Source organism: Halopseudomonas salina (genome assembly GCF_014637955.1).
GTDB classification, from domain to species: Bacteria; Pseudomonadota; Gammaproteobacteria; order Pseudomonadales; family Pseudomonadaceae; genus Halopseudomonas; species Halopseudomonas salina.
This window is the reverse complement of the sequence record NZ_BMFF01000003.1, coordinates 468,751-492,655: the sequence shown is the minus strand read 5'-3', so window position 1 is coordinate 492,655 and position 23,905 is coordinate 468,751. Positions and strand designations below refer to the sequence as shown.

The window sequence follows — 23,905 nt, the reverse complement described above, 5'->3', positions numbered from 1 at the left end:
TTGATTGTTCTTTGAGCGCCATGAAGGCGGTGAGCGGGCGATACTCGTTCACCTCGAAGGTATGGACGAGCGCACCCGGGAGGATCCTCAGGAATTCATCGAGCTGGCTAATTCGGCCGGCGCGGAGATTGTTGCCTTTCTTACCATAAATCGACATCAGCCCAGCCCTCGTTTTCTTATAGGTAGCGGCAAGGTCGAGGAGCTTCAGGCCCTTGTTGGGGAGCATCAGGGTGATCTGGTGATCTTCAATCACGTCCTTACGCCCAGTCAGGAACGTAATCTTGAAGGTGAGCTCAAGTGTCGGGTGATAGATCGCACCGGCCTGATTCTCGATATTTTTGCCCAGCGAGCGCGCACTCATGAGGGCAAGCTCCAGGTTGAACTTGCTCAACTTGATCATTTGAGTACGCGGCTGGTTCGTGGCTGGACCCACCTTGAACGTCAGAAGGGTGGTATTGGCCTGCGCGGTCCGGGTGAGACTCAGCTCGAAACCGACCGCCGTTTGCTTCGCGAACGGATCAAACAGATTACCCGGCGGCTTGAAAAAGTGCGCAGCCAGCGTGAGCAGGCGCGCCGTGCACGCAAGCGTGCAGAGATTCCGGTGGTATCGCTTGTCGGTTACACCAACGCGGGCAAGTCCACTCTCTTCAATACGCTGACCACATCTGAAGTCTATGCGGCAGACCAGCTGTTTGCGACGCTCGATCCGACCCTGCGTCGAATCGAGCTTGACGATATTGGTCCCACCATTCTGGCTGATACCGTCGGATTCATCCGGCATCTGCCGCACAAACTGGTCGAAGCCTTTCGGGCGACGCTGGAGGAATCGGCTCAGGCTGATCTGTTGCTACATGTGGTTGATGCCGCAGATCCTGAGCGCACCTCACACGTTGAGCAAGTAATGAAAGTGCTCGGCGAGATAGGTGCTGCGACGCTGCCGATGCTCGAGGTCTACAACAAGGTCGACCTGCTTGAGTCGGTAGAGCCACATATACAGCGAAATGAAGAGGGTCTGGCGGTCAGGGTCTGGGTCTCGGCACAAAGTGGCGAAGGTCTTGACCTATTGGCCGAGGCAATGGCCGAGCGGCTTTCGGTAGATGTCATCCAGGAGTCCTTTGTGCTGGAGCCCGAGCAAGCGCGCTTGCGTGCCCAGTTTTATGAAATTGGAGCGGTTGTCAGCGAGAGCATTGCCGATGATGGACGCCAGCAGCTTGATCTGAGATTGCAGCGCAGTGACCTGAATCGATTGCTCAAGCGTGAAGGCTGGCAAATGGACGCCTTTATCGAGCAACATGCGTTGCAATAAAGGCGTCGTTCGGTTCGCCCGTCAGGCGCGGTATGCTGTACCCTTGATCAGATAAGCGGAAAGACTTCAGGGTCTTTTTTGCACACAAGTTTACGAATAACGGAGAACGCTATGGCCTGGAATGAGCCTGGTGGTGGTAAGAATCAAGACCCTTGGGGCGGTGGTGGCAATAACGGTAATCGTGGAGGCAAGCAAGGGCCCCCGGATCTGGATGAAGCTTTGCGCAAGCTTCAGGACAGCCTGAATGGCATGTTCGGTGGCAAGAAAGGTGGCGGTGACAAGGGTGGTAACCGCGGTTCGGGTTCCGGCCAGGGTTTCCCCAAGGCTGTCCTGGGCATTGTGGCTCTTATTATTGTTGCCGTCTGGCTCTTCGCCGCTGTCTACACAGTTGATGAGCAGGAGCAGGCTATCGTGCTTCGCTTCGGTGAATACAACCGCACGGTCGAATCGGGCCTGCATCTTTATTTGCCGCCCTTTGAAAAGAAATTTCAGCGAAACGTCACCCAGGTACGTTCCTATCGGCAGCAGGGTCAGATGCTGACCCAGGACGAAAACATCGTTGAAGTGCCGGTTGCAATTCAGTATCGAATTTCCAACCTCGAGAATTTTATTCTTGAAGTGGAAGACCCCGAGACCAGTCTTCGCCACGCAACCGAGAGCGCGTTGCGCCACGTTGTAGGTTCTACGCCGATGCATCAGGTCTTGACCGAAGGCCGTGAGCAAATGGGTGTGGAGACCACGGAGCGGCTGCAGCGTTATCTGGATAACTACAACACCGGTATCACCGTCGTTCAGGTGAACATTGAAAGTGCCCAGGCGCCTGCTGCAGTGCAGGATGCGTTCGACGACGTTATCCGGGCCCGCGAGGACGAGGTTCGCGTACGCAACCAGGCTGAGTCCTATGCCAACGGCGTGATTCCGGAGGCCCGCGGTCAGGCACAGCGCCTGCTCGAGGAGGCCAATGGTTATCGCGACGAGGTTATTGCGCGTGCAGATGGTGAGGCCCAGCGCTTCAATCAACTGGTAACCCAGTATCGCTTGTCACCCGAAGTCATGCGTGAACGCATGTACATCGAAACCTTGCAGGACGTGATGAGCAATACGAGCAAGATTCTGGTGTCCGGTGGTGAGGGCAACAATAACCTGCTTTATCTTCCTCTTGATAAGTTGATGCAGCAGGGTGGAAATTCCGGATCTGGTTCGGCTTCAACTTCCTCGGGGTCTTTGGCTAACGATGCGGCCAACCGCCAGTCCCAGACCTCGCCGCGTGATGCGCGTTCACGGGAGACACGTTAATGAGTAACAAGACAATTTTTGGTCTGATTCTGGCCTTGATAGTCGTTGTGGTCGGCTGGCAGAGCTTCTTCGTGGTCAGTGAGATTCAACGCGGTATCGTGCTGCAGTTCGGTAAGGTAGTCAGAACCGATGTGCAGCCGGGTCTGCACTTGAAGTTGCCGTTTGTGCAGGAAGCACGCTTGTTCGATGGTCGACTTCTTACCCTCGATACTGCTACCCAGCGGTATCTGACTCTCGAGAAGAAAGCGTTGATGGTGGACTCCTACGCCAAGTGGCGTATTGCCGATGTGGAACGCTTCTACACGGCCACCTCGGGAATACGGGCCCTTGCCGAAGATCGCTTGTCTCGTCAGCTGGAATCAGGCTTACGCAACGAAGTGGCTCGCCGCTCGCTTAACGAAGTCGTTTCCGGTGAGCGTGATCAGTTGATGGCGGATATCACGACAGTGCTGGATACCAGTGCCCGTCGTGAGCTCGGGATTGAAGTCCTGGACGTCAGGGTCAAGGCTATCGATCTGCCGAACGAAGTGAATCGCAGTGTGTTCGAGCGCATGAGCAGTGAGCGTGAGCGCGAGGCTCGTGAGCATCGGGCCAAGGGTAACGAATTGGCTGAGGGTATCCGTGCAGACGCAGACCGGCAGCAGCGCGTCATTCTAGCGGAAGCCTTCCGTGAGGCTGAGCAGGTCCGTGGTGATGGTGATGCCCAGGCGGCTGCCATTTATGCGGAAGCCTACAACAAGGACGCGGAGTTCTACTCTTTCTACCGCAGTCTGCAGGCTTATCGTGAGAGCTTTGCCAGCAAGTCGGACATCCTTGTCCTCGATCCCGATAGTGACTTTTTCCGTTATCTCCAGGGTGGCAGCGCGCCATAATTCGAGTCCGGCCACGCCCTCAGCCTTTGCGGGTGTGGCCACGGAAAAACGTGTTACAATCACGCAGCCGGGTTTTCCCGGCTTTTTTGTGACTGCCGTCTGCCTGAGCCGGATAAAAAGCGGCCCGGCCGGAACATAGGATGCAGCCGATGTGGCAAAGCCTGGCAACTGCAATGTGTCTGGTGTTGGTCATTGAAGGGCTGATGCCATTTCTCGCACCCGGTAGATGGAAGCGGATGCTGACTGGTATTACTCAGATCAGCGACAGCCAACTGCGAATTATAGGATTGTGCAGTATGGTGATCGGCACCCTTTTTCTGTACCTGGTGCGTTGATACCGTCTGATGCAGGCCACTTGTAATCACCATGTAGGAAGGTTGTGAAAATGCCAACTGTTGATAGCTGGCTGTTGCCCGAGGGCATCGAGGAAGTTCTGCCCGAAGAGGCCGCACTTATCGAGGCCGCACGCCGGCAACTGCTTGATCTGTTTTCTTCCTGGGGATATGACCTGGTCATCACCCCGCATATCGAATATGTAGAGTCTCTATTGACCGGTGCCGGTCATGACCTGGAGCTGCAGACCTTCAAGATGGTCGACCAACTCTCAGGCCGTATGCTCGGCGTGCGGGCCGATATCACGCCGCAAGTTGCGCGTATTGATGCCCATACCCTGGGCGCGGAAGGACCGAGCAGGCTCTGCTATTGCGGTAGCGTCATGCACACTCGACCGCGCACCTTGTCTACGGCGCGGAGTGTTATCCAGCTGGGCGCAGAGCTGTATGGTGATGCGTCCAGTGCCAGCGATATTGAAATCATTACCCTGATGCTCGAAACGCTCTCCAGTTGTGGGGTAAGTGGTGCGCATCTGGATATAGGGCATGTGGGTATCTATCGTGGACTTGCCCAGGCTGCGGGTCTGGATGAGAAGGTGGAGCAGGCGCTGTTTGACGCGCTGCAGCGCAAGGCGGTGGATGAGGTAAGGGCCATAGCTGAGCCGCTGGGGCAGAGTCAATCCTCTCTGGCGGCGATGCTTTGCAGCCTTGCTGAGTTGTCAGGTGGCGTGGAGGTGCTTGAGCGCGCCCACGTGTTGCTCGATGGTGCTCCAGAGTCGGTAATGGCTGCGCTGGACGACCTGGCCGAAATTGCTCAGACCCTGTCCCGCCAATATCCGGAGATTCCCCTGTATTTTGATCTGGGTGAGCTGCGTGGATACCACTATCATACCGGCGCAGTTTTTTCTGCCTACATTCCGGGGCTGGGGCAGAGTATTGCCCAGGGTGGACGTTATGACGATATCGGCTCGGACTTCGGGCGTGCGCGTCCGGCAACGGGATTTTCGACAGATCTGCGGCTGCTTGTGGAGCGCGGCAAGGTTAGCGCTGGTGCCGAGCGCTCGAGTGCCATATGGGCGGCTTATGCCAACGAGCAGGGTCTGCAGCGTGAGGTGATGAAGCTTCGCCGCGAGGGTGAGCGCGTCATAGTGGCGCTGCCGGGCCAGGTTGATGCTGACGCAGTCGAGCACGGCTGCGATCGTATTTTGCGCTGGCAGGGCGGGGCGTGGCAGGTCAAAAAGCTGGAAAACTGATTCAACGGCCGTGCAGGCTATTCAAATTCGAATGAGGCGAGAGCTGAAATGGGCAAGAATGTAGTCATCCTCGGTACACAGTGGGGCGATGAAGGCAAAGGCAAGATCGTGGATTTGTTGACTGATCAGGTCGCTGCCGTTGTCCGCTATCAGGGGGGGCACAACGCTGGCCACACCCTGGTTATTGATGGTGAGAAAACCGTATTGCACCTGATCCCCTCAGGTATTCTGCGCGAGAACGTCACGTGTTTTATTGGTAATGGCGTGGTTCTTTCTCCGGAAGCTCTAATGAAAGAGCTCAAAGAGCTGGAAGCCAAGGGTGTGCCGGTTCGCGAGCGACTGCGTATCAGTCCCGCCTGTCCGTTGATTCTGCCTTATCACGTGGCGCTGGATCAGGCTCGTGAAAAAGCCCGGGGAGAGGCCAAGATTGGCACAACAGGCCGGGGTATCGGTCCGGCCTACGAGGATAAGGTTTCCAGGCGGGGCTTGCGCGTAGCAGACCTGTTCAATCCCGAGCGCTTTGCCATCAAATTGGCTGAAGTGCTGGAATATCATAACTTCTCCCTGGAGCATTATTACAAGGTGGAGCCTGTCGACTTCCAGAAAACTCTGGACGAAGCGATGGGCTATGCCGAGTGGTTGCGTCCGTTGATGACGGATGTCACTGCCAGGTTGCATGAACTGCGCCGCGAAGGTGCCAATATCATGTTTGAGGGCGCCCAGGGCTCATTGTTGGATATCGACCACGGTACTTATCCCTATGTGACCAGCTCCAATACGACAGCTGGTGGCACGGCGACCGGATCTGGTTTCGGTCCGCTGTATCTGGATTATGTTCTGGGTATCACCAAGGCTTACACCACCCGGGTCGGCTCGGGACCTTTCCCTACCGAGTTGTTTGATGACGTGGGTGCACGCCTTGCTGAACGTGGGCACGAGTTTGGCTCTACCACCGGCCGGGCGCGTCGCTGTGGCTGGTTCGATGCTGTTATTTTGCGCCGCGCCATGGAGGTCAATAGCATCAGTGGTCTCTGCCTGACCAAGCTGGACGTGCTGGACGGTCTGGATGTTATCCGCATTTGTATCGGTTACCGCAACGAGGCGGGTGCGGTGATAGAGGTGCCAAGCGATGCTGACAGCTATCTGGGTCTTGATCCTGTTTACGAAGAGATGCCTGGTTGGAGCGAGTCGACTCTGGGCGCTCAAACGCTTGAGCAGCTCCCGGAAAATGCCCGCGCCTACATCCGTCGGATTGAAGAGCTGGTAGCTGCGCCGGTTGATATCATATCTACAGGGCCAGATCGGAACGAAACGGTCATTCTGCGTAAGATATTTCAGGACTGATCATGCCTGAACCAAAAAGGCGCCCAAACAGGCGCCTTTTTTGTGTCCACAAACAAAACAGAAGAGTAACCAGAAATACTGTTGTGAAATAATGACTATTTGGAGAACTATAGCTTCGCCATCGGGCTTTGCCGTTGAAAAAACTATGGATTTTCAAGCGAAGCTGCCGATGCAAGTATCAGCAGTAGAAAAGATGGTGCCCAGGAGAAGACTCGAACTTCCACGGCCTTGCGGCCACCAGCACCTGAAGCTGGCGTGTCTACCAATTTCACCACCTGGGCATTTCAGTCAATCTGGATGCTATGCTGAAACAGGCGTTTCGCGTTGCAACCGTTGTTGTGTTGACGGCGCGAATAATACGTAGCGGCCATGTGCTTGTAAACCCCCCGGTAAAAATAAATCCGTATTTGCCGGAAACAGGTGCATGAAAAGCCAATTCGCGGTTCAATAGAAGACTATGACGAAAAAATCAATATCAAAAGACTCGGCCCTGCCGAGCAACTCCGAACGTACTTCCGCATCATCAGTCGACTGGACCGCAATAGATCCAGAAGCGACACGCGAAGCCCAGAAATACGAGAACCCCATTCCCAGTCGCGAGCTTATTCTCAAACTGCTCGAAGACCGTGGTGCGCCTGCTACCCGCGCGCAACTCCAGGACGAACTGGGTATTTCCGGTGAAGAGGGAATCGAAGCCCTGCGGCGCCGGCTTCGTGCGATGGAACGTGATGGTCAGTTGATATACACCCGCCGCGGCGCCTACGCACCGGTAGACAAGCTGGATCTTATCAAGGGCCGCGTACAAGGCCATCGCGACGGCTTCGGCTTCCTGGTACCAGAAGCCGGCGGCGACGACCTTTTCCTTAGCCCTGCGCAGATGCGTCTGGTGTTTGATGGTGACAAGGTCCTTGGCCGGGTTACCGGCGTTGACCGCCGTGGTCGCAGTGAGGGCACGATTGTAGAAGTGCTTGAACGGGCCCATGAGGTACTGGTCGGTCGCTATTATCGTGAGAACGGGATCGCTTATGTTGCCGCCGATAATGCCAAGATCAATCATGAGGTACTGATCCAGCCTGGTTGCGAGCATGGTGCCGAGCCCGGTCAGTATGTCGAGGTAAAGATAACCCAGTGGCCGAATATTCACCGCCAGGCCCAGGGTGAAGTAGTCGAGGTAGTCGGTGACTACATGGCTCCGGGTGTCGAGATTGAAGTTGCCTTGCGCAGCTACGACATTCCTAGCGTGTGGCCGCAGGCCGTTCTCGACGAGGCGAGCAAGCTTAAGGACCAGGTCGAGGAAAAAGACAAACTCAAGCGCGTTGATCTGCGCCATTTGCCGTTGGTTACGATCGACGGTGAAGATGCCCGGGATTTTGACGACGCACTCTATTGCGAGCCTCAGAAAGCCAGTGGTTGGAGGTTGTTCGCGGGCGGCTGGAAGTTGTATGTCGCCATTGCTGATGTTTCCCATTATGTGCCAGTAGGCTCGGCACTGGACGAGGAAGCGGAGCTGCGCGGTACATCGGTTTACTTCCCAAGCGAAGTGGTGCCTATGTTGCCTGAGGCGATCTCTAACGGCCTCTGCTCATTGATGCCGCGGGTTGATCGTCTAGCGCTGGTGTGCGAGATGACGATCTCCAAAAGTGGTGAGCTGACTTCCTACGAGTTCTGTGAAGGCGTGATTCACTCCCATGCGCGCCTGACTTATACCCAGGTCTCGAACATGCTCGAGCATCCCCGCAGTCAGGAAGGCATGGCGCTGTCCAAGCAATACGCCGAGGTTCTTCCTGCAGTCAAGGATCTCTATGAGCTTTACAAGGCTTTGGCGAAGGCGCGCCAGGGTCGAGGTGCAATCGACTTCGAGACCACGGAAACTCGGATTGTCTTTGGTGAGAACCGCAAGATAGCTGAAATTCGTCCCACTACCCGCAATGACGCACACAAGATTGTCGAGGAGTGCATGCTGGCGGCCAACGTAGCCACTGCGCGTTTTCTTGGAGACCTCGAGCTGCCCGGCTTATATCGCGTGCATGACGGTCCAAAGCCCGAGAAAGTTGAGCGTCTCCGCGAGTTCCTCAATGCGCTGGGTCTGTCACTGACACGCAAAAAGGGCGACCCGACACCAGAGGATTACGCCGAGGTTCTGCGTAAGGTCCAGGGGCGCCCGGATGCTCAGTTGATTCAGACAGTGATGTTGCGCTCTCTCAGTCAGGCGGTTTACAGCCCGCATAATGCCGGCCACTTTGGCTTGAATTACGAAGCTTATACGCACTTTACCTCGCCAATTCGTCGCTATCCCGACCTTTTGACGCATCGTGCCATTCGAAGCGTGATCCGCTCGCGCCGCAAGACTGATCTAGTCAAGCGTGCCGGTGCCGGGACCATCCCGAAAGCAGCCCTCTATCCTTACGATATGCCGGCCCTAGAGCGTCTCGGTGAGCAGTGCTCGCAGAACGAGCGGCGCGCCGATGAAGCAACGCGTGATGTGGTCAGCTGGCTCAAGTGCGAGTTCATGCAGGATCGGGTGGGCGAGAGCTTCGATGGGCTGGTCACTTCAGTTACAGGGTTTGGTCTGTTTATCGAGCTGAAAGATATCTATATCGAAGGCCTGGTACATATCACAGCGCTGCCCGCTGATTACTACAACTTTGATCAGGTTCATCACCGACTGGTTGGCGAGCGCTCAGGCAGAAGCTTCCGTCTGGGAGACACCGTTCGCGTCGTTATCGCCCGTGTTGATCTTGATGAACGCAAGATTGATTTCGAGATGGACAAGAGTCAGCCGGAAAACCAACGAACGGATGTTGAGGCCAGTCGGGCGGCTCGCAAGAGTCTGATCGAGGGCTCGAAAAAGGCCGGAGCGGGTGCAGCCAAACAGGGCCGGGCGCCGCGATCAAAGGGCGCTGCCAAGGCTCCAGCCGGTAAAAAGCCGGCTGAGAAAACCTCTACCGGTTCCGGACCGCGTGCTCCACGTGCGCCCCGAGCTCCGCGCAAACGCAAGACCTGAGCCGGGTGAATGTGCAGACATGAGTGATAGTGAATATGTATTTGGCGTGCACGCCGTTCAGGCGATGCTCGAGCGTTCGCCCAAGCGCGTAAAGGGGTTGATTCTGACCCGTGGTCGACTAGATGGGCGGGCCCAAACGCTCTCCGATCTGGCCGAAAACATCGGGGTCAATATTCAGCGTCTGGCACCCGAAGACATGGATAAGCTGGTCGAGGGCGTTCACCAGGGCGCTATTGCTCAGGTGTCGCCCAGCCAGATGTGGTCTGAGGAGATGCTTGATCGGCTCCTCGATGGGCTTGATACTCCGGCCCTGTTACTGGTTCTTGATGGAGTAACGGATCCGCATAATCTGGGTGCCTGCCTGCGCAGCGCTGATGCTGCCGGTGCCCATGCAGTGATCATTCCCCGTGATCGCTCGGCTAGTCTCACCCCGGTTGTGCGCAAGGTCGCCTGTGGCGCAGCCGAGACGGTACCCCTGGTTGCTGTTACCAATCTCGCCCGCACGCTCAAGCAGCTGCAGCAGCGAGGGCTGTGGGTAATGGGTACTGCCGGTGAAGCTGAACAGCTGATCTACCAGGTCGATCTCAAAGTGCCCAGCGTGATCGTGATGGGTGCTGAAGGCAGTGGCATGCGCCGACTCACCCGCGAACACTGTGATTACCTGGCCAAGCTCCCGATGGCCGGTTCGGTATCCAGTCTGAACGTATCGGTCGCAAGTGGGATCTGTCTGTTTGAAGCGGTGCGGCAGAGAAGCTAGCCGCAAGCCGCAAGCCGCAAGCTTCAAGCTTCAAGCTACAAGCTACAAGCTCAAAGCTCAAAGCTCAAAGCTCAAAGCTCAAAGCTCAAAGCTCAAAGCGACTTCACTCTGCTTGCCGCTTGCCGCTTGCCGCTTGCCGCTTGTAGCTTGCGGCTTGCGGCCCAAAGCTATAAGGCTTGCCTCTTCACCACCACTCCCATAGAATGTGCGCCCCAAACTAGAGTTCTACTCCTTGCCAGACCATGTTGGGTGGCTGGCTACAACCCGTAAGGAGCACTAATGCGTCATTACGAAATCGTATTCCTGGTTCATCCGGATCAGAGCGAACAGGTCGGCGGCATGATCGAGCGCTACACCAAGCTCATTGAAGAAGACGGCGGCAAGATTCACCGTCTGGAAGATTGGGGTCGCCGTCAACTGGCTTACCCGATCGACAAGATCCATAAAGCCCACTACATCATGATCAACGTCGAGTGCAGCGCCAAGGCACTGGAAGAGCTGACCGAGAACTTCCGTTACAACGACGCCGTTATCCGTAACATGGTCATTCGTCGTGACGAAGCTATCACCGAACAGTCCGACATGCTCAAGCCCGAAGATACCGGTCGTGGCGAGCGTCGTGAGCGTCGCGAGCGCACCGAAGGTGACGACAGCGATTCTGACAATGATAGCTCGAACGACAACGATAACGACGGCGACGACGAGTAAGTCAACCCGGTCCCATTTCCAGTATTAAAGGAGACGCTGCCATGGCACGTTTTTTCCGCCGCAGAAAGTTCTGCCGTTTTACCGCTGAAGGCGTTAAAGAGATCGATTACAAGGATCTCAACACTTTGAAGGCCTACGTTACCGAGACCGGCAAGATCGTACCTAGCCGTATTACCGGTACCAAGGCTCGTTACCAGCGTCAGCTGGGTGTCGCTATCAAGCGTGCCCGTTATCTGGCTCTGCTGCCCTTCACCGACAGTCATGGTCGTTGATAGGTAATTTATTACGTACGTAATCAGGGATATCTGACCGGCATGCGTGGGTTGGCTGAATACATCATGCGGGGGCGCAAGGAGGCTACTCTGGTAGTAGCCATCTCCGCTGCCATACCGCTGTTGTTCTGGGTCAGCGCCGCTGCCCTCGCCCTAGTCGTGCTAAGGCGCGGCTTGAGCGAGGCGGTCCCGGTTCTGGCCTGGGGTATTTTGCCGGCTATCGCCTGGGCCTGGGTGGGTGATATTACGCCGCTGCTGGTCATTGGTGGCAGTGTGGCTTTGGCAACCTTGCTGCACAGCCGCAGTGACTGGACATCAGTATTGCTGGCATCAGTTCCACTGGGCCTGGGCTACGCTCTGCTTTTGCTGACTGTGTTGAACGAGCCCTTGTTGGCTTTGGCCGCACAGATTCAGGAGCGCCTCCCTCAGCTGCTGGCTGATATGGGTGGGGCGGTCGACGAGGCTGGTATGGCTCGCATCGAGGCGCTTCTGGTGCCGGTGCTTGCTGGCCTGATGGGTGCGGTGCACACATTAATGGTGTTGGTGAGTGTCATGGTAGGCCGCTCGTGGCAGGCCCGGTTATATAATCCCGGTGGATTCCGCGAGGAGTTTCATCGGTTGAGGTTATCGCCGGTCATCGCGGGCGCTTTGTTACTGGTAACGCTTTTTGGGCCGCAGTTCGGTCAGGTGGCGTTACTGGCACCCATTACCAGTTTGCCGCTCATGCTGGCGGGCCTTGCGCTGATTCACGGCTCTGTCGGGATCAAGAAGCTTGGGGCCGTATGGCTGGTCATGCTCTATGTGGTATTTGTGCTGGCGGCCCAGTTTGTGTACCCCCTGATTATGTTGTTGGCTTTTATTGATAGCCTGTTCGACTTTCGTTCCCGTCTTGCGCCGGCCCAGGGCCCCCGTGACGATGACGATCCGAACGGCCAAGACTGAATACTAGAGGTTATTGCTATGGAAGTTATCCTGCTCGAAAAGATCGCGAATCTGGGTGGCCTTGGTGACAAGGTTGCTGTGAGCGCCGGTTATGCACGCAATTTCTTGCTGCCTTTCGGCAAGGCAACCCCGGCTACTGCATCCAATCTGGAAGCCTTTGAAGCACGTCGCGCTGAGCTTGAGCGCATTGCTGACGAGAAGAAGGGTGAAGCCGAAGCACGTGCTGCCAAGCTGGTTGATCTGACTGTGACCATCGCAGCCAACGCCGGTGAAGAAGGCAAGCTGTTCGGTTCCATTGGTACCCGTGACATCGCTGACGCGGTGACTGCAGTGGGTGTCGAGATCGAGAAAAGTGAAGTGCGTTTGCCTGAAGGCCCGCTGCGCAACGTCGGTGAGTACGACATAGCGTTGCACCTGCACACAGACGTAGAAGCCAGCGTTAAACTGGTTGTAGTCAACGGTTAATCCGACTGACCCTGGTTTCTGGTCCTCAAGCGCGATCCGCGTTGCAGGGTGAGTTCCACGGTCTTTAAGGTTAGACTGTCCAACACGGCGCCTGTCCTCGACAGGCGCCGTGTTGCTGTTTTTGTGTCCCGATTATTTCTGCTTCGGGGCGTTTGGATCGAGTAGTGAGCAAGTACCGGGCCTGTGCCGATGAGCGAACCTATGTACACCGACAACACGGAACTTGATCTGCAGGCCTCGTCGCTGAAGATCCCCCCGCACTCGATCGAAGCCGAGCAGGCAGTGCTGGGCGGCGTCATGCTGGAGAACACAACTTGGGAACGGGTTGTGGAGCTGCTCAGTGAGGCTGATTTCTACCGACACGACCATCGACTGATTTTTCGTGCCCTGGCCAGTCTGGCCTCGCGGAATCAGCCCTTCGATGTGGTAACCCTGGCCGAGGAGCTAGACCGAGAAGGTCTGATCGATCAGGTCGGCGGGCTGGCCTATCTGGGGCAGCTGGCGAAAAATACACCGTCGGTTGCCAATATCAGTGCCTACACTCACATCATCCGCGAGCGCTCCACCCTGCGCAAATTGATCAGCACCAGCTCGGATATTGCCGACAGTGCGTTCAATCCCAAGGGCAAGCAAGCGAATGCGATCCTGGATGAAGCTGAAAGACAGATATTTGCCATTGCCGAGAGCCGTCCTAAAACCGGTGGCCCCGAGTCGGTCAACAACCTGCTTACCAAAGCCATCGACCGGATCGATACGCTGTTCAATAGCGATGGCGCGATCACCGGTCTCTCCACCGGTTTCGCCGATCTGGACGAGATGACCTCAGGATTGCAGCCAGCGGACCTGGTAATTATTGCCGGTCGTCCTTCGATGGGTAAAACAACCTTTGCGATGAATCTGGTCGAGAACGTGGTACTGCGTTACGACAAGGCGGTATTGGTTTTCTCCCTGGAAATGCCTGGGGATTCGCTGGTAATGCGTATGTTGTCGTCCCTGGGTCGAATCGACCAGAGCAAGGTTCGAGCGGGCCGTCTGGATGACGACGATTGGCCACGTCTGACCTCAGCGGTAAATCTGCTCAATGACCGCAAGTTGTTCATTGATGACACTGCTGGTCTGTCGCCGATGGAAATGCGTGCCAGGGCGCGCCGGGTGGTGCGCGAGCATGGCGAGATCGGCATGATCATGATCGATTATCTGCAGTTGATGCAGATTGGTGGTAGCTCGGAGAATCGAACTAACGAGATTTCCGAAATCTCGCGCTCGCTGAAAGCCCTGGCCAAGGAATTCAATGCGCCGGTAGTTGCGCTGTCGCAGCTTAACCGTTCGCTTGAGCAACGCCCGAACAAGCGACCAATCAACTCTGATTTGCGTGAATCCGGGGCGATCGAGCAGGACGCAGACGTTATCATGTTCGTCTACCGGGATGAGGTTTATCATCCGGATACTCAGGATCAGGGTATCGCCGAAATCATTATCGGCAAGCAGCGGAATGGCCCAATCGGTAACATCCGGTTGGCCTTTCTGGGCAAATTCACCCGTTTCGAAAATCTCGCACCTGGCTCCTATGCCGGGTACGGCGATATGGAGTAATCATGTCCCTTAGTATGCCGGCCGCCAGGCAGTTGTTCGACTATCCCAAGTACTGGGCCGAATGTTTCGGTGCGGCGCCTTTCTTGCCCATGAGCCGTGACGAGATGGACCTGCTCGGGTGGGACAGCTGCGACATCATCATCGTGACCGGCGATGCCTATGTGGACCACCCGTCATTCGGCATGGCGATTATTGGTCGTCTGCTTGAAGCCCAGGGGTTTCGTGTCGGCATCATCAGTCAGCCTGACTGGCAAAGTAAGGACGCGTTCACCACGCTGGGCAAGCCAAACCTGTTCTTTGGCGTGGCGGCAGGCAATATGGACTCGATGATCAACCGTTATACCGCTGATCGCAAGATCCGTTCGGATGACGCCTATACGCCTGGTGGCAAGGCTGGCAGCCGGCCTGACAGAGCCAGTCTGGTGTATAGCCAACGCTGTCGTGAGGCCTTCAAGGACGTGCCCGTAGTATTGGGCGGTATTGAGGCTTCCCTGCGTCGTATAGCGCACTACGATTACTGGCAGGACAAGGTTCGGCACTCTCTGCTGCTCGACGCCAAGGCCGATATTCTGCTTTATGGCAACGCTGAGCGAGCGGTAGTCGAAATTGCCCAGCGCCTCAGCCGCGGCGAAGACATTCAGACGATAACCGATATACGTGGCACCGCTTTCATGCGCCGCGACACCCCACAGGGCTGGTTTGAGCTGGACTCGACACGAATTGACCGACCCGGCAAGGTTGACAAGATCATCAACCCTTATGTGAATACCCAGGACACCAGCGCCTGTGCGGTCGAGCAGGCCAAGGGGCCGGGTGAGGAGGGCGCCGAGGCCACGGAGGACGGGGTGCAGGTCGTGCAACTGCTGCCGCATCCGCGCCTGGAACGCGACAGAACGGTTATTCGGTTGCCGTCCTTCGAGAAAGTCAAAAGTGATCCGGTGCTTTATGCCCACGCCAACCGCGTGCTGCACCTGGAAACCAATCCCGGCAACGCGCGAGCCCTGGTACAGCGTCACGGCGAAAAGGATGTGTGGTTCAACCCACCGCCGATCCCGCTGACGACCGAGGAAATGGACTACGTATTCGGGTTGCCCTATGCCCGTGTCCCGCACCCGGCCTATGGCGATGCGAAGATACCTGCCTACGAGATGATCCGTTTTTCGGTGAATATCATGCGCGGTTGTTTTGGCGGCTGTACCTTCTGCTCGATTACCGAACACGAAGGAAGGATTATCCAGAACCGCTCCCACGACTCGATCATCCGTGAGATCGAAGAGATACGGGACAAGGTGCCGGGCTTTACCGGGGTGATCTCCGATCTGGGCGGGCCGACTGCCAACATGTATCGGATTGCCTGCAAGAGCCCCGAGATCGAGGCCGCCTGCCGTAAACCGTCCTGTGTCTATCCGGGTATCTGCGAGAACCTGAATACCGATCACTCGTCCCTGATCGGTCTCTACCGCAAGGCGCGGGAATTGCCGGGTGTGAAGAAGGTTCTGATTGCCTCAGGCTTGCGTTATGACCTCGCTGTGGAATCCCCAGAGTATGTCAAGGAGCTGGTCACGCACCACGTTGGCGGGTATCTGAAGATTGCGCCTGAGCATACCGAGCAGGGGCCGCTAAGCCGTATGATGAAGCCCGGCATCGGGACATATGACACCTTCAAGCGCCTGTTCGAGAAATACACCAAAGAAGCCGGTAAGAAGCAGTACCTGATTCCGTACTTCATTGCCGCGCATCCGGGTACCTCGGACGAGGACATGATGAATCTGGCGCTGTGGCTCAAGACCAATGATTTTCGGGCTGACCAGGTGCAGGCCTTCTATCCGTCACCCATGGCTACGGCTACTGCCATGTATCACTCGGGCAAGAATCCGCTACGCAGGGTGACCTACAAGAGTGATGGGGTAGAGAGCGTCAAGGGTGAACGTCAGCGGCGTTTGCACAAGGCTTTTCTGCGTTATCACGATCCGAAAAACTGGCCGTTGCTGCGCGAAGCTCTGAAGGAAATGGGTCGAGCAGACCTGATTGGTAACAGCAAGCAGCAACTTATTCCGACGTTCCAACCCGCTGTTGAAGGTTATGCCAGCGCAAGGCGAAAGAACTCCACGGCGGCGGGCAGCAAGGCCAAGCCAGGCGTGATACTGACTCAACATAATGGTTTGCCGCCACGCGATAGCGGCGCACGCAAGAAGCCTGCAGGTAAAAAGAGCGGCAAATCAGCACCCAGAGCGTCAGCCCGCAGGTCGTGAGGAACGGGTGGGCTTTCAGGCAGTCAGGACGTCTTGTTTTCCTGCTTGCGGCCCACCCAGTAATCGACTTGTTCACGCAACTGCGTGAGCTCCACGGGCTTGGCCATGTGCGCATTCATACCCGCGCGACGCGAGCGCTCGCGGTGCTCCGGGAGAATGTGTGCCGTCAAGGCTATGATCGGCACCGGTTGCCTGCCCCCGATTTTTTCCCACTCGCGGATGCGTTTTGCGGCTGCAAAGCCGTCCAGTTCAGGCATTTCACAATCCATCAACACCAGGTCATAGTGCCCTGCCTTGACAGCTTCTACCGCTTCATGACCGTTTTGAACGGCCGTCGCCTGAAGCCCCAGTTTGGCAAGCATGCCTCGGATCACCTTGGTCGAGATGGCATTGTCTTCGGCGACCAGTACCCTGAAATCCCCAAGAGAGCTTTCTGCCGCACTTTCCGGGACCGCTGCATTTATGCGATTTAGCGTAGCGAGATGCTGCTGCCATTCCTCCACTAGAGTGGCTCGCAAGGTGTAACCTGCCACTGGTTTGCTCAGTATGCGGCGAACCCCGGCAGCTCTGGAGATCACTCGGCTTGGCGCATGACTAACGCCGGTGAGCATTATGATCAGTAGGCTGTTGCGTATGGCCGGGTCATCCTTGATTCTACTGGCCAGCTCCAGCCCACTCATGCCTGGCATGGCCTGATCTACCAACAGGATCTCGAATGGGTTGCCAAGGTGAGCTTGGGTACGGAGCAGGGCGAGTGCTTCTTTGCCGCCGCCTAGTGTTTCGACGTGCATGCCCCAGGCGCTGCACTGATTCTGCAAAACCTTACGACATGTGGCATTGTCGTCGACAATCAAGGTACGCCTGTTTTCCAGAGGATGCCCCTCCGCGGGCGATTCAGCCGAGTCATCAGAGGTCTGGGCATCCACATCCAGTGAGAACCATATTGAGTTGCCTTGCTCGGACGCATATTTAATACCGATCTTGCCCCCCATCATACGGACCAGCTGGTTGGCGATGAGCAGTCCCATATGCCCTGACTGATCGGTTTGCTCAAGCAAGCGAACGGTGTCCATGGATGTCTTCAACAGGGACTCGCGCGCCTGGTCGGGCATCGCGTTTCCGGTATCCTGCACAGCGAAGCGCAGCAGGGAGCCTTGCTCTTCCGTATCAAGACGAACTACCAGGAGTATCTCGCCTTCAACGGTGAAGCGTAATGAGTTGTTAAGCAGGTTGGTAAGTACTTGTCTGAGTCGGGTGGGGTCGCCCTCAATGCTGCGAGGTACCTCTGGATGAACATAACTGATGAGCTCGATGTTCTGGTTACCTGCGCGGCTGCGGACCGTTTCCAGGCAGTCATTGATCAGGCCGTGAAGGTCGAAGCGGACTGATTCAAGAATCATTTCGCCTGACTCCAGGCGCGATATATCCAGAATCTCGTTTATGAGATACAGCAAGTCGCTGCCCGATCCGTGGATTGTTTGCACATAATCGCGCTGCTTCGCTGACAGTGCCGTATCCAGTAGCAGCTCGGACATGCCGAGAACGCCATTCATCGGTGTGCGGATCTCGTGACTTATACGTGCCAGAAATTCTGCTTTGGTTCGTCGCTCTGCCTGATACGCATCACTTGACTGCCGGTGGCCGGATTGTCGGGCTAAGCGCCGCTGCAGGCGTTTGTGCAAGCCCCATGCATAGCTGACCAATGCGAGCCAGAGCAACAGAATGACGAAGGCATCGCCAAAGGGATGTGCGGAAGGTCGGTACTCTGCAACAAAGCTGCCAAGCATAAAGAATATGGAGACCACGAATGCCTTATCCACTGGCTGATGGCGCAGCCAGAGAAACAGCATCAATATGGCCGCCAATAGCGGTAGGGTGAGCCTTAGAACAGTTGTGGCGATGTTCAGCAAGCTGACGTCGAGAGCAGCGATCAGTATGACAAGACCCATTATCGAAGAGACCAGCGCCAGGCTCTGGGGTACGCTGCCCTTGGCATGCAGGCTCTCACGTGGCAGTAGACTCAGAAGGATCAATGCCATGATCGGGTAGCTGACGAGTTGCAGAACACCTGCGCTGTGTCCGCGTAGCCCGGGTAACGCTTCCACTATCCAGCTGATTCCGCTCAGTGCACTGGCACCTAGCGTCAGGGCAGCCAGGGCGAGTAAAAGATGAAAAGGATCGCGACTCACAACGCCGTGCAGCAGACCATGGACTGCCAGCGCGAGCAGCAGTCCGATCAATATGCCCTGGAGTGCCTGGCTGGCACTCTGTCGGGTTGCCGCATCCCTGACGCTGGATACTTGCACCACTGTGGTGAGTGGGAAGTCGTTTTGCAATCTGAGGTAGGCGTGATACCCGGCGCCTTCGCTGGTGCCCAGAAGGAAAGCGAAACCTGGATGTGGCAGGTTACCCGAAGACTCAGGGATGCTGGCCCCTGCCAGATATTCCTCGATAAGGTTGTCATTGCGTAAGAGAAAGAGCTCGGCTCGCGATAACAGGGGGTTTTCCAGCAGTAGCTGCTGGTCAATCCCACCCTGCAGGGAGATCTGTATCCACAATGCACCGTCTCCGGGTACCTGCAGAGGCCCGGGCGCACGTGGTGCAAACCGGTGTATGTAGCGCGCTGACGCGACATCCTTGAGCGTCAGTTGGCCACTCGTGTCGACAAAAGTGCTGTAAACAGGGTCTTTGGTTTCGGTCGCGGCGACCCACCCGGCCATGGCCAGGACCAGCGCTGCGAGAACGGCGAGAAACCAGCTCGTCTGCTTCAAATTGATGGCATCCTGTCCATAGGCAAGCGAAAGGCAGATTGTCTCTGCGAATGGCCATTATAGCTCAAGGCCTGACCTCCCGGAACGGGATCTTCAGCTGCGCCTCTGCCGCATCGTGACGGCGGCCACCTATGGTAAGCGGGAGGCTCTCCCACGGAATGGACCTCAGCTCTCCTGCTGCTCTCTTGCTATTGCCCGGTAGCCAATATCAGTGCGATAGAAACTGCCTTCCCAGCCGGGTTTTTCAGCCAGGAGGTAGGCATTTTTTTGCGCTTGCTCCACGGTTGCACCCAGAGCGGTAGCGCACAGCACCCTGCCACCACTGGTAACGATCTGATCTCCGACAAGGGTTGTACCTGCGTGAAATATCTTCCCATCTGGGCTATTCGACGCATCCAGGCCGCTTATAACCGCGCCCTTGGTGTAATCCCCCGGATAACCGCCTGCTGCCAGCACCACTCCGAGACTGGGTCGGGGGTCCCAGTTTGCTTCTGTCTCGTTGAGGCGACCAGCCAGCGCGGCTTCCGTCAGATCAACCAGGCTCGACTGCAAGCGAAGCATGATGGGTTGGGTCTCGGGATCGCCAAAACGGCAATTGAATTCGATAACCCGTGGCGTGCCCGCCGGGTCAATCATCAAGCCGGCATACAGAAATCCGGTATATACATTGCCCTCCGCAGCCATGCCACGGACAGTGGGCCAGATAACCTCATCCATCACCCGCTGGTGCACACTGGGAGTGACTACCGGAGCGGGTGAATAAGCCCCCATGCCGCCGGTATTCGGACCAGTGTCGCCATTGCCGACACGTTTATGGTCCTGGCTGGTTGCCATTGGCAGAACATGCTCGCCATCCACCATGACAATAAAACTGGCTTCTTCTCCTTCCAGAAAATCTTCGATTACCACTCGTGAGCCGGCTTCGCCAAAGGCGTTACCCGACAGCATGTCACGCACGGCGTCTTCCGCTTCAGTCAGCGTCATCGCCACAATGACGCCTTTGCCTGCAGCCAGTCCGTCAGCCTTGATCACGATAGGGGCACCCTTGCGGTGCAGGTACTCCATGGCTGCTTCGACATCGGTGAAATTGGCGTACTCGGCTGTAGGGATCCGATGCCTCGCCAGGAAATCCTTGGTAAAGGCCTTTGAGCCCTCGAGCTGAGCTGCCCCTGTGGTAGGCCCGAAACACTTTAGACCGCGCTCGCGAAACAGGTCGACCACGCCGGCCACCAGTGGCGCTTCAGGACCGACGATGGTGAGTTGCACGTTTTGCGCGGCGAAGTCGGCAAGCCGATCAAGCTCCAGAACATCAATGGCGACGTTCTCGCACTTTGCTTCGGTGGCTGTGCCGGCGTTACCTGGCGCCACGTACACGGTCTCCACACGCGGATCCTGGGCCACTTTCCAGGCCAATGCGTGTTCACGTCCGCCACTACCGATAATTAGGATGTTCATGAGTCTCTCCCTTGGAGAGAGCGGCAAGCTGCAAGCTACAAGCTACAAGCAGAAACGGAGATCCTGGCTTGTGGCTTGCCGCTGGAGGCTTGCGGCTCGTTATTAATGTCTGAAATGCCGCATGCCGGTAAATACCATGGCCATGCCGGCCTCGTCGGCGGCAGCAATCACTTCGGCGTCGCGCATCGACCCGCCGGGCTGAATCACTGCGCTGATGCCGTTTGCGGCAGCATTATCGATGCCGTCACGGAACGGGAAGAACGCATCTGACGCCATCACGGCGCCCGTTACCTGCAAGCCGGCATGTTCGGCCTTGATCGCCGCGATGCGCGCGGAGTTCACTCGGCTCATCTGCCCGGCACCGATGCCCACCGTCTGGCGCTGACTGGCATAGACAATAGCGTTGGACTTGACGAATTTGGCAACCTTCCAGGCAAAGACCAGATCATTGATTTCCTGCTCGGTGGGCGCGCGTTTGGTCACTACCTTGAGGTCAGCTGCGGTGATCATGCCGATATCACGGCTCTGTACCAGCAAACCGCCATTGACGCGCTTGAAATCCCAGTCAGCGGTGGGTTGCGCGTTCCATTCACCGCACTCGAGCAGACGCACGTTGGTCTTCGCACTGACCACTTGACGGGCGCCGGCACTGATGCGGGGCGCGATAATGACCTCGACGAATTGGCGCTCGACAATCGCCTGGGCAGTCTCAGCATCCAGCTCCCGGTTGAACGCGATAATGCCGCCGAAGGCTGATTCGGAATCGGTAGCGTAAGCCAGCTCGTAAGCCTGGCGAATACCACCTTCGGCATCAGGCACCACGGCCACGCCGCAGGGGTTGGCATGCTTGACGATGACACAGGCCGGTTTGGTGAAGCTTTTCACGCACTCCAGCGCAGCGTCGGTATCTGCCACGTTGTTGTAGGACAGTGCCTTGCCCTGCAGCTGCACGGCCGTCGCGATGGACGCATCGGCTGGGTTAGCCTCGCGGTAGAAAGCGGCTGCCTGGTGTGGATTTTCACCGTAACGCATGTCCTGCGTCTTGATGAACTGGCTATTGAAGGTGCGTGGAAACGCGGAACGGTTTTCGGTGCTGAGTGTGTCGGACTGACGGTCAATGGTACCCAGATAATTGGCGATCATGCCGTCGTAGGCTGCGGTATGTTCGAAGGCCTTAAGTGCCAGATCGAAGCGCTGGGCATAGGTCAGGCCGCCGGCTTTCAACGCCTCGATGATGCCAGCGTAGTCGCCTGCATTCACCACAATCGCAACATCCTTGTGGTTCTTTGCCGCTGACCGGACCATTGTAGGCCCGCCAATGTCGATATTCTCGATGGCGTCGGGTAGGGTGCAGTCGGTGTTGGCAACGGTAGCGGCAAAAGGGTAGAGGTTGACCACTACCATGTCGATGGGCTGGATGCCATGCTGCTGCATCACCTCGCCGTCGATGTCACGACGGCCAAGAATCCCGCCGTGAATCTTCGGGTGCAAGGTTTTCACGCGCCCATCCATCATTTCCGGGAAGCCTGTGTAGTCAGCAACTTCCACTGCGGCCAGGCCCTGCTCGCGAAGGAGCTTGAAAGTGCCACCGGTGGACAGGATCTCCACACCCTGAGCGCTCAGCTCGCGGGCGAATTCGACGATTCCGGTCTTGTCGGACACGCTGACGAGCGCGCGACGAATCGGCAGGCGGGTGGTTTGGTCAGTCATGGGGTATCCAGTTATGGTCAATTGAGAATAGTCGTCGGTCGCGTTTGAGCTCCGAACAGTAAACCCTTGCAGCAGTCTTACGGTGTTTCAGAGAAGCCCGTATTGCTTCAGCTTCTTGCGCAGTGTGCCCCGATTGAGGCCCAGAATTTCGGAGGCGCGTGTCTGGTTGCCCTTCACATGTTCCATCACGCTCTCAAGGAGAGGGGCTTCGACCTCGCACAGTACCATGTTGTAAACATCGGTCACGTCCTGGCCATCCAGGTGCTCGAAATAGTTCTTCAAGGCCTGTTCAACGCTGTTGCGCAGTGTGCGACTGCTTTGGCTGAGCTTGTCGGGTTCGATAAAGGGTGTGTCTTGGGGTACGTCGCTCACGGTGTCAGGTCCAGTCATCACTGATGCGTTCAATAGGCTCATGCCGCAAGGTCTCCTTCCAGCAGGCGGGTAAAAAAGATCTGTATGCTCTGATGCTGCTGCGCAGGACATTCGACCCGGTTGAACCCGCGTCTGAATTCGTCGGCTCCGGGCAGTGTCTGCAGGTACCAGCCCACATGTTTGCGTGCAATTCGTACGCCCTGGTGGTCGCCATAAAACTGATGCAGCGCTTCCAGGTGTTCCAGCAGGGTTTGCCGTTGCCATTCCAGGGGCGGCGGGGGTAACAGCTCATCGTACTCGAGAAAGTGTGATATCTCCTTGAAGATCCATGGGCGCCCCTGTGCTGCACGACCTATCATCACAGCGTCCGCCCCAGTGTGACGCAAAACCTGCAACGCCTTCTGTGGGGAGTCGATATCGCCATTGGCGAAGATCGGTATGCCGGCCTGCTGCTTGATCGCTGCGATGGTGTCGTATTCGGCGCAGCCGGTATAGAGCTGGTTGCGCGTGCGACCGTGCACCGCCAGGGCCTGGATGCCCGATTCTTCGGCTATCCGTGCAATGTTCAATCCGTTGCGCGATTGTGTGCACCAGCCGGTACGAATCTTCAGCGTGACCGGCATATCCACGGCCTCGACTACAGCTTCGAGTATCTCGGCGACAAGCTTTTCATCCCGCATCAATGCGGAGCCGGCCGCCTTGTTGCAGACCTTCTTGGCTGGACAGCCCATGTTGATGTCGATTATCTGGGCGCCAAGTTGCTGGTTCATTCGCGCTGCCTCAGCCATCATCAGCGGTTCGCTACCGGCGATCTGTACGGAGCGTGGCTCATCTTCACCGCTGTGATCAAGCCGGTTACGGGATTTGCGACTGTTCCACAAACGTACATCACTGGTGACCATCTCGGACACTACCAGCCCTGCTCCGAGCTTCCGGCAGAGCTGCCGGAAGGGGAGGTCGGTCACACCCGCCATCGGCGCGAGTATGACCTGGTTGGCGAGCTGGTAGGGTCCGATACGGATCACAGACTGGTTCATCCCTGCAATATCGACTCATCAGTGACGGGCCCGACAAGCAACGCCCTTGCGGGAAGTCATCTGTTGTCGGCGTTATATTTGCGCAAAAAGGGCGCTAATCATACCCGCTCCGGGTGACCATATAAAGACTGGACTGGATGAAATTTGAACAGATCCGCCGACCG

The 23,905-nt window shown here is 56.8% G+C and carries 19 protein-coding genes and 1 tRNA gene; 14 read left to right on the top strand and 6 right to left on the bottom strand.

Annotation, left to right across the window (positions count from 1 at the left end; all coding sequences use genetic code 11):
* Positions 1 to 4: 4 nt before the first annotated feature.
* The 6 genes from hflX to IEV54_RS09660 all read left to right on the top strand — a co-directional run bounded on the left by hflX (position 5) and on the right by IEV54_RS09660 (position 6,403).
* Positions 5 to 1,306, top strand: a complete 1,302-nt coding sequence (hflX, locus tag IEV54_RS09685) for a ribosome rescue GTPase HflX (RefSeq protein WP_150278302.1) — start codon at positions 5 to 7, stop codon at positions 1,304 to 1,306.
* 111 nt (positions 1,307 to 1,417) lie between these two features.
* Positions 1,418 to 2,602 (top strand): FtsH protease activity modulator HflK, encoded by a 1,185-nt coding sequence (gene hflK / locus IEV54_RS09680; protein ID WP_150278303.1) that lies wholly within the window; start codon positions 1,418 to 1,420, stop codon positions 2,600 to 2,602.
* On the top strand, positions 2,602 to 3,474 hold the full coding sequence (gene hflC, locus IEV54_RS09675) for a protease modulator HflC (protein ID WP_150278304.1): 873 nt from the start codon (positions 2,602 to 2,604) through the stop codon (positions 3,472 to 3,474). Before hflK ends, hflC begins: the two co-directional genes overlap by 1 nt.
* A 140-nt stretch (positions 3,475 to 3,614) precedes the next feature.
* Positions 3,615 to 3,809 (top strand): DUF2065 domain-containing protein, encoded by a 195-nt coding sequence (locus IEV54_RS09670; protein ID WP_308420809.1) that lies wholly within the window; start codon positions 3,615 to 3,617, stop codon positions 3,807 to 3,809.
* Positions 3,810 to 3,859: 50 nt separating this feature from the next.
* Complete coding sequence (locus IEV54_RS09665; protein ID WP_150278305.1) at positions 3,860 to 5,059, top strand: ATP phosphoribosyltransferase regulatory subunit; 1,200 nt, start codon at positions 3,860 to 3,862, stop codon at positions 5,057 to 5,059.
* Between the two features lie 48 nt (positions 5,060 to 5,107).
* Positions 5,108 to 6,403, top strand: a complete 1,296-nt coding sequence (locus tag IEV54_RS09660; protein WP_150278306.1) for an adenylosuccinate synthase — start codon at positions 5,108 to 5,110, stop codon at positions 6,401 to 6,403.
* A 194-nt stretch (positions 6,404 to 6,597) separates the two neighbouring features.
* Here IEV54_RS09660 and IEV54_RS09655 read toward each other — a convergent pair.
* Positions 6,598 to 6,684 (bottom strand) — tRNA-Leu (locus IEV54_RS09655).
* 176 nt (positions 6,685 to 6,860) lie between these two features.
* Here IEV54_RS09655 and rnr point away from each other — a divergent pair.
* The 8 genes from rnr (at position 6,861) to IEV54_RS09615 (ending at position 16,396) form a co-directional block, all read left to right on the top strand.
* Positions 6,861 to 9,407 (top strand): ribonuclease R, encoded by a 2,547-nt coding sequence (rnr, locus tag IEV54_RS09650; RefSeq protein ID WP_150278307.1) that lies wholly within the window; start codon positions 6,861 to 6,863, stop codon positions 9,405 to 9,407.
* 19 nt (positions 9,408 to 9,426) lie between these two features.
* Positions 9,427 to 10,164, top strand: coding sequence for a 23S rRNA (guanosine(2251)-2'-O)-methyltransferase RlmB (rlmB, locus tag IEV54_RS09645; protein ID WP_150278308.1), 738 nt, complete (start codon positions 9,427 to 9,429; stop codon positions 10,162 to 10,164).
* Positions 10,165 to 10,443: 279 nt separating this feature from the next.
* Positions 10,444 to 10,872, top strand: a complete 429-nt coding sequence (gene rpsF / locus IEV54_RS09640; RefSeq protein WP_150278309.1) for a 30S ribosomal protein S6 — start codon at positions 10,444 to 10,446, stop codon at positions 10,870 to 10,872.
* A 41-nt stretch (positions 10,873 to 10,913) separates the two neighbouring features.
* Positions 10,914 to 11,144 carry a 30S ribosomal protein S18 gene (gene rpsR / locus IEV54_RS09635; RefSeq protein WP_150278310.1) on the top strand — a complete coding sequence of 77 codons (231 nt, stop codon included), beginning with the start codon at positions 10,914 to 10,916 and terminating at the stop codon, positions 11,142 to 11,144.
* Between the two features lie 42 nt (positions 11,145 to 11,186).
* A complete protein-coding gene (locus IEV54_RS09630; RefSeq protein ID WP_150278311.1) occupies positions 11,187 to 12,086 on the top strand; it encodes a YybS family protein in 900 nt (299 codons plus the stop codon).
* Positions 12,087 to 12,104: 18 nt separating this feature from the next.
* The gene (gene rplI / locus IEV54_RS09625) at positions 12,105 to 12,551 is read left to right on the top strand and encodes a 50S ribosomal protein L9 (protein WP_150278312.1); all 447 of its coding nucleotides are present in this window, start codon (positions 12,105 to 12,107) and stop codon (positions 12,549 to 12,551) included.
* Between the two features lie 201 nt (positions 12,552 to 12,752).
* Positions 12,753 to 14,144, top strand: coding sequence for a replicative DNA helicase (gene dnaB / locus IEV54_RS09620; protein WP_150278510.1), 1,392 nt, complete (start codon positions 12,753 to 12,755; stop codon positions 14,142 to 14,144).
* Positions 14,145 to 14,158: 14 nt separating this feature from the next.
* Complete coding sequence (locus IEV54_RS09615) at positions 14,159 to 16,396, top strand: YgiQ family radical SAM protein (protein WP_150278511.1); 2,238 nt, start codon at positions 14,159 to 14,161, stop codon at positions 16,394 to 16,396.
* 23 nt (positions 16,397 to 16,419) lie between these two features.
* Here the strand turns inward: IEV54_RS09615 and IEV54_RS09610 are convergent, their stop codons facing one another.
* From IEV54_RS09610 to dusB, 5 genes are all read right to left on the bottom strand, one after another.
* Entirely contained in the window at positions 16,420 to 19,167 is a 2,748-nt protein-coding gene (locus IEV54_RS09610) for a hybrid sensor histidine kinase/response regulator family protein (RefSeq protein ID WP_150278313.1), read from the bottom strand.
* A gap of 165 nt (positions 19,168 to 19,332) precedes the next feature.
* Complete coding sequence (purD, locus tag IEV54_RS09605; protein ID WP_150278314.1) at positions 19,333 to 20,622, bottom strand: phosphoribosylamine--glycine ligase; 1,290 nt, start codon at positions 20,620 to 20,622, stop codon at positions 19,333 to 19,335.
* Between the two features lie 102 nt (positions 20,623 to 20,724).
* Positions 20,725 to 22,332, bottom strand: coding sequence for a bifunctional phosphoribosylaminoimidazolecarboxamide formyltransferase/IMP cyclohydrolase (purH, locus tag IEV54_RS09600; protein ID WP_150278315.1), 1,608 nt, complete (start codon positions 22,330 to 22,332; stop codon positions 20,725 to 20,727).
* An 87-nt stretch (positions 22,333 to 22,419) separates the two neighbouring features.
* The gene (gene fis / locus IEV54_RS09595; RefSeq protein ID WP_223825487.1) at positions 22,420 to 22,746 is read right to left on the bottom strand and encodes a DNA-binding transcriptional regulator Fis; all 327 of its coding nucleotides are present in this window, start codon (positions 22,744 to 22,746) and stop codon (positions 22,420 to 22,422) included.
* A complete protein-coding gene (gene dusB / locus IEV54_RS09590; RefSeq protein WP_150278316.1) occupies positions 22,743 to 23,741 on the bottom strand; it encodes a tRNA dihydrouridine synthase DusB in 999 nt (332 codons plus the stop codon). Before dusB ends, fis begins: the two co-directional genes overlap by 4 nt.
* Between the last annotated feature and the right edge of the window lie 164 nt (positions 23,742 to 23,905).

What these genes read in the sequence shown, in the direction of transcription:
- purD (WP_150278314.1), bottom strand. Translation starts at nt 20,622, where the DNA reads ATGAACATCCTAATTATCGGTAGTGGCGGACGTGAACACGCATTGGCC.
- rpsR (WP_150278310.1), top strand. Translation starts at nt 10,914, where the DNA reads ATGGCACGTTTTTTCCGCCGCAGAAAGTTCTGCCGTTTTACCGCTGAA.
- IEV54_RS09660 (WP_150278306.1), top strand. Translation starts at nt 5,108, where the DNA reads ATGGGCAAGAATGTAGTCATCCTCGGTACACAGTGGGGCGATGAAGGC.
- IEV54_RS09670 (WP_308420809.1), top strand. Translation starts at nt 3,615, where the DNA reads ATGCAGCCGATGTGGCAAAGCCTGGCAACTGCAATGTGTCTGGTGTTG.
- rpsF (WP_150278309.1), top strand. Translation starts at nt 10,444, where the DNA reads ATGCGTCATTACGAAATCGTATTCCTGGTTCATCCGGATCAGAGCGAA.
- rplI (WP_150278312.1), top strand. Translation starts at nt 12,105, where the DNA reads ATGGAAGTTATCCTGCTCGAAAAGATCGCGAATCTGGGTGGCCTTGGT.
- hflC (WP_150278304.1), top strand. Translation starts at nt 2,602, where the DNA reads ATGAGTAACAAGACAATTTTTGGTCTGATTCTGGCCTTGATAGTCGTT.
- fis (WP_223825487.1), bottom strand. Translation starts at nt 22,746, where the DNA reads ATGAGCCTATTGAACGCATCAGTGATGACTGGACCTGACACCGTGAGC.
- dnaB (WP_150278510.1), top strand. Translation starts at nt 12,753, where the DNA reads ATGTACACCGACAACACGGAACTTGATCTGCAGGCCTCGTCGCTGAAG.
- purH (WP_150278315.1), bottom strand. Translation starts at nt 22,332, where the DNA reads ATGACTGACCAAACCACCCGCCTGCCGATTCGTCGCGCGCTCGTCAGC.
- IEV54_RS09630 (WP_150278311.1), top strand. Translation starts at nt 11,187, where the DNA reads ATGCGTGGGTTGGCTGAATACATCATGCGGGGGCGCAAGGAGGCTACT.
- rnr (WP_150278307.1), top strand. Translation starts at nt 6,861, where the DNA reads ATGACGAAAAAATCAATATCAAAAGACTCGGCCCTGCCGAGCAACTCC.
- rlmB (WP_150278308.1), top strand. Translation starts at nt 9,427, where the DNA reads ATGAGTGATAGTGAATATGTATTTGGCGTGCACGCCGTTCAGGCGATG.
- IEV54_RS09615 (WP_150278511.1), top strand. Translation starts at nt 14,159, where the DNA reads ATGCCGGCCGCCAGGCAGTTGTTCGACTATCCCAAGTACTGGGCCGAA.
- dusB (WP_150278316.1), bottom strand. Translation starts at nt 23,741, where the DNA reads ATGAACCAGTCTGTGATCCGTATCGGACCCTACCAGCTCGCCAACCAG.
- hflK (WP_150278303.1), top strand. Translation starts at nt 1,418, where the DNA reads ATGGCCTGGAATGAGCCTGGTGGTGGTAAGAATCAAGACCCTTGGGGC.
- IEV54_RS09665 (WP_150278305.1), top strand. Translation starts at nt 3,860, where the DNA reads ATGCCAACTGTTGATAGCTGGCTGTTGCCCGAGGGCATCGAGGAAGTT.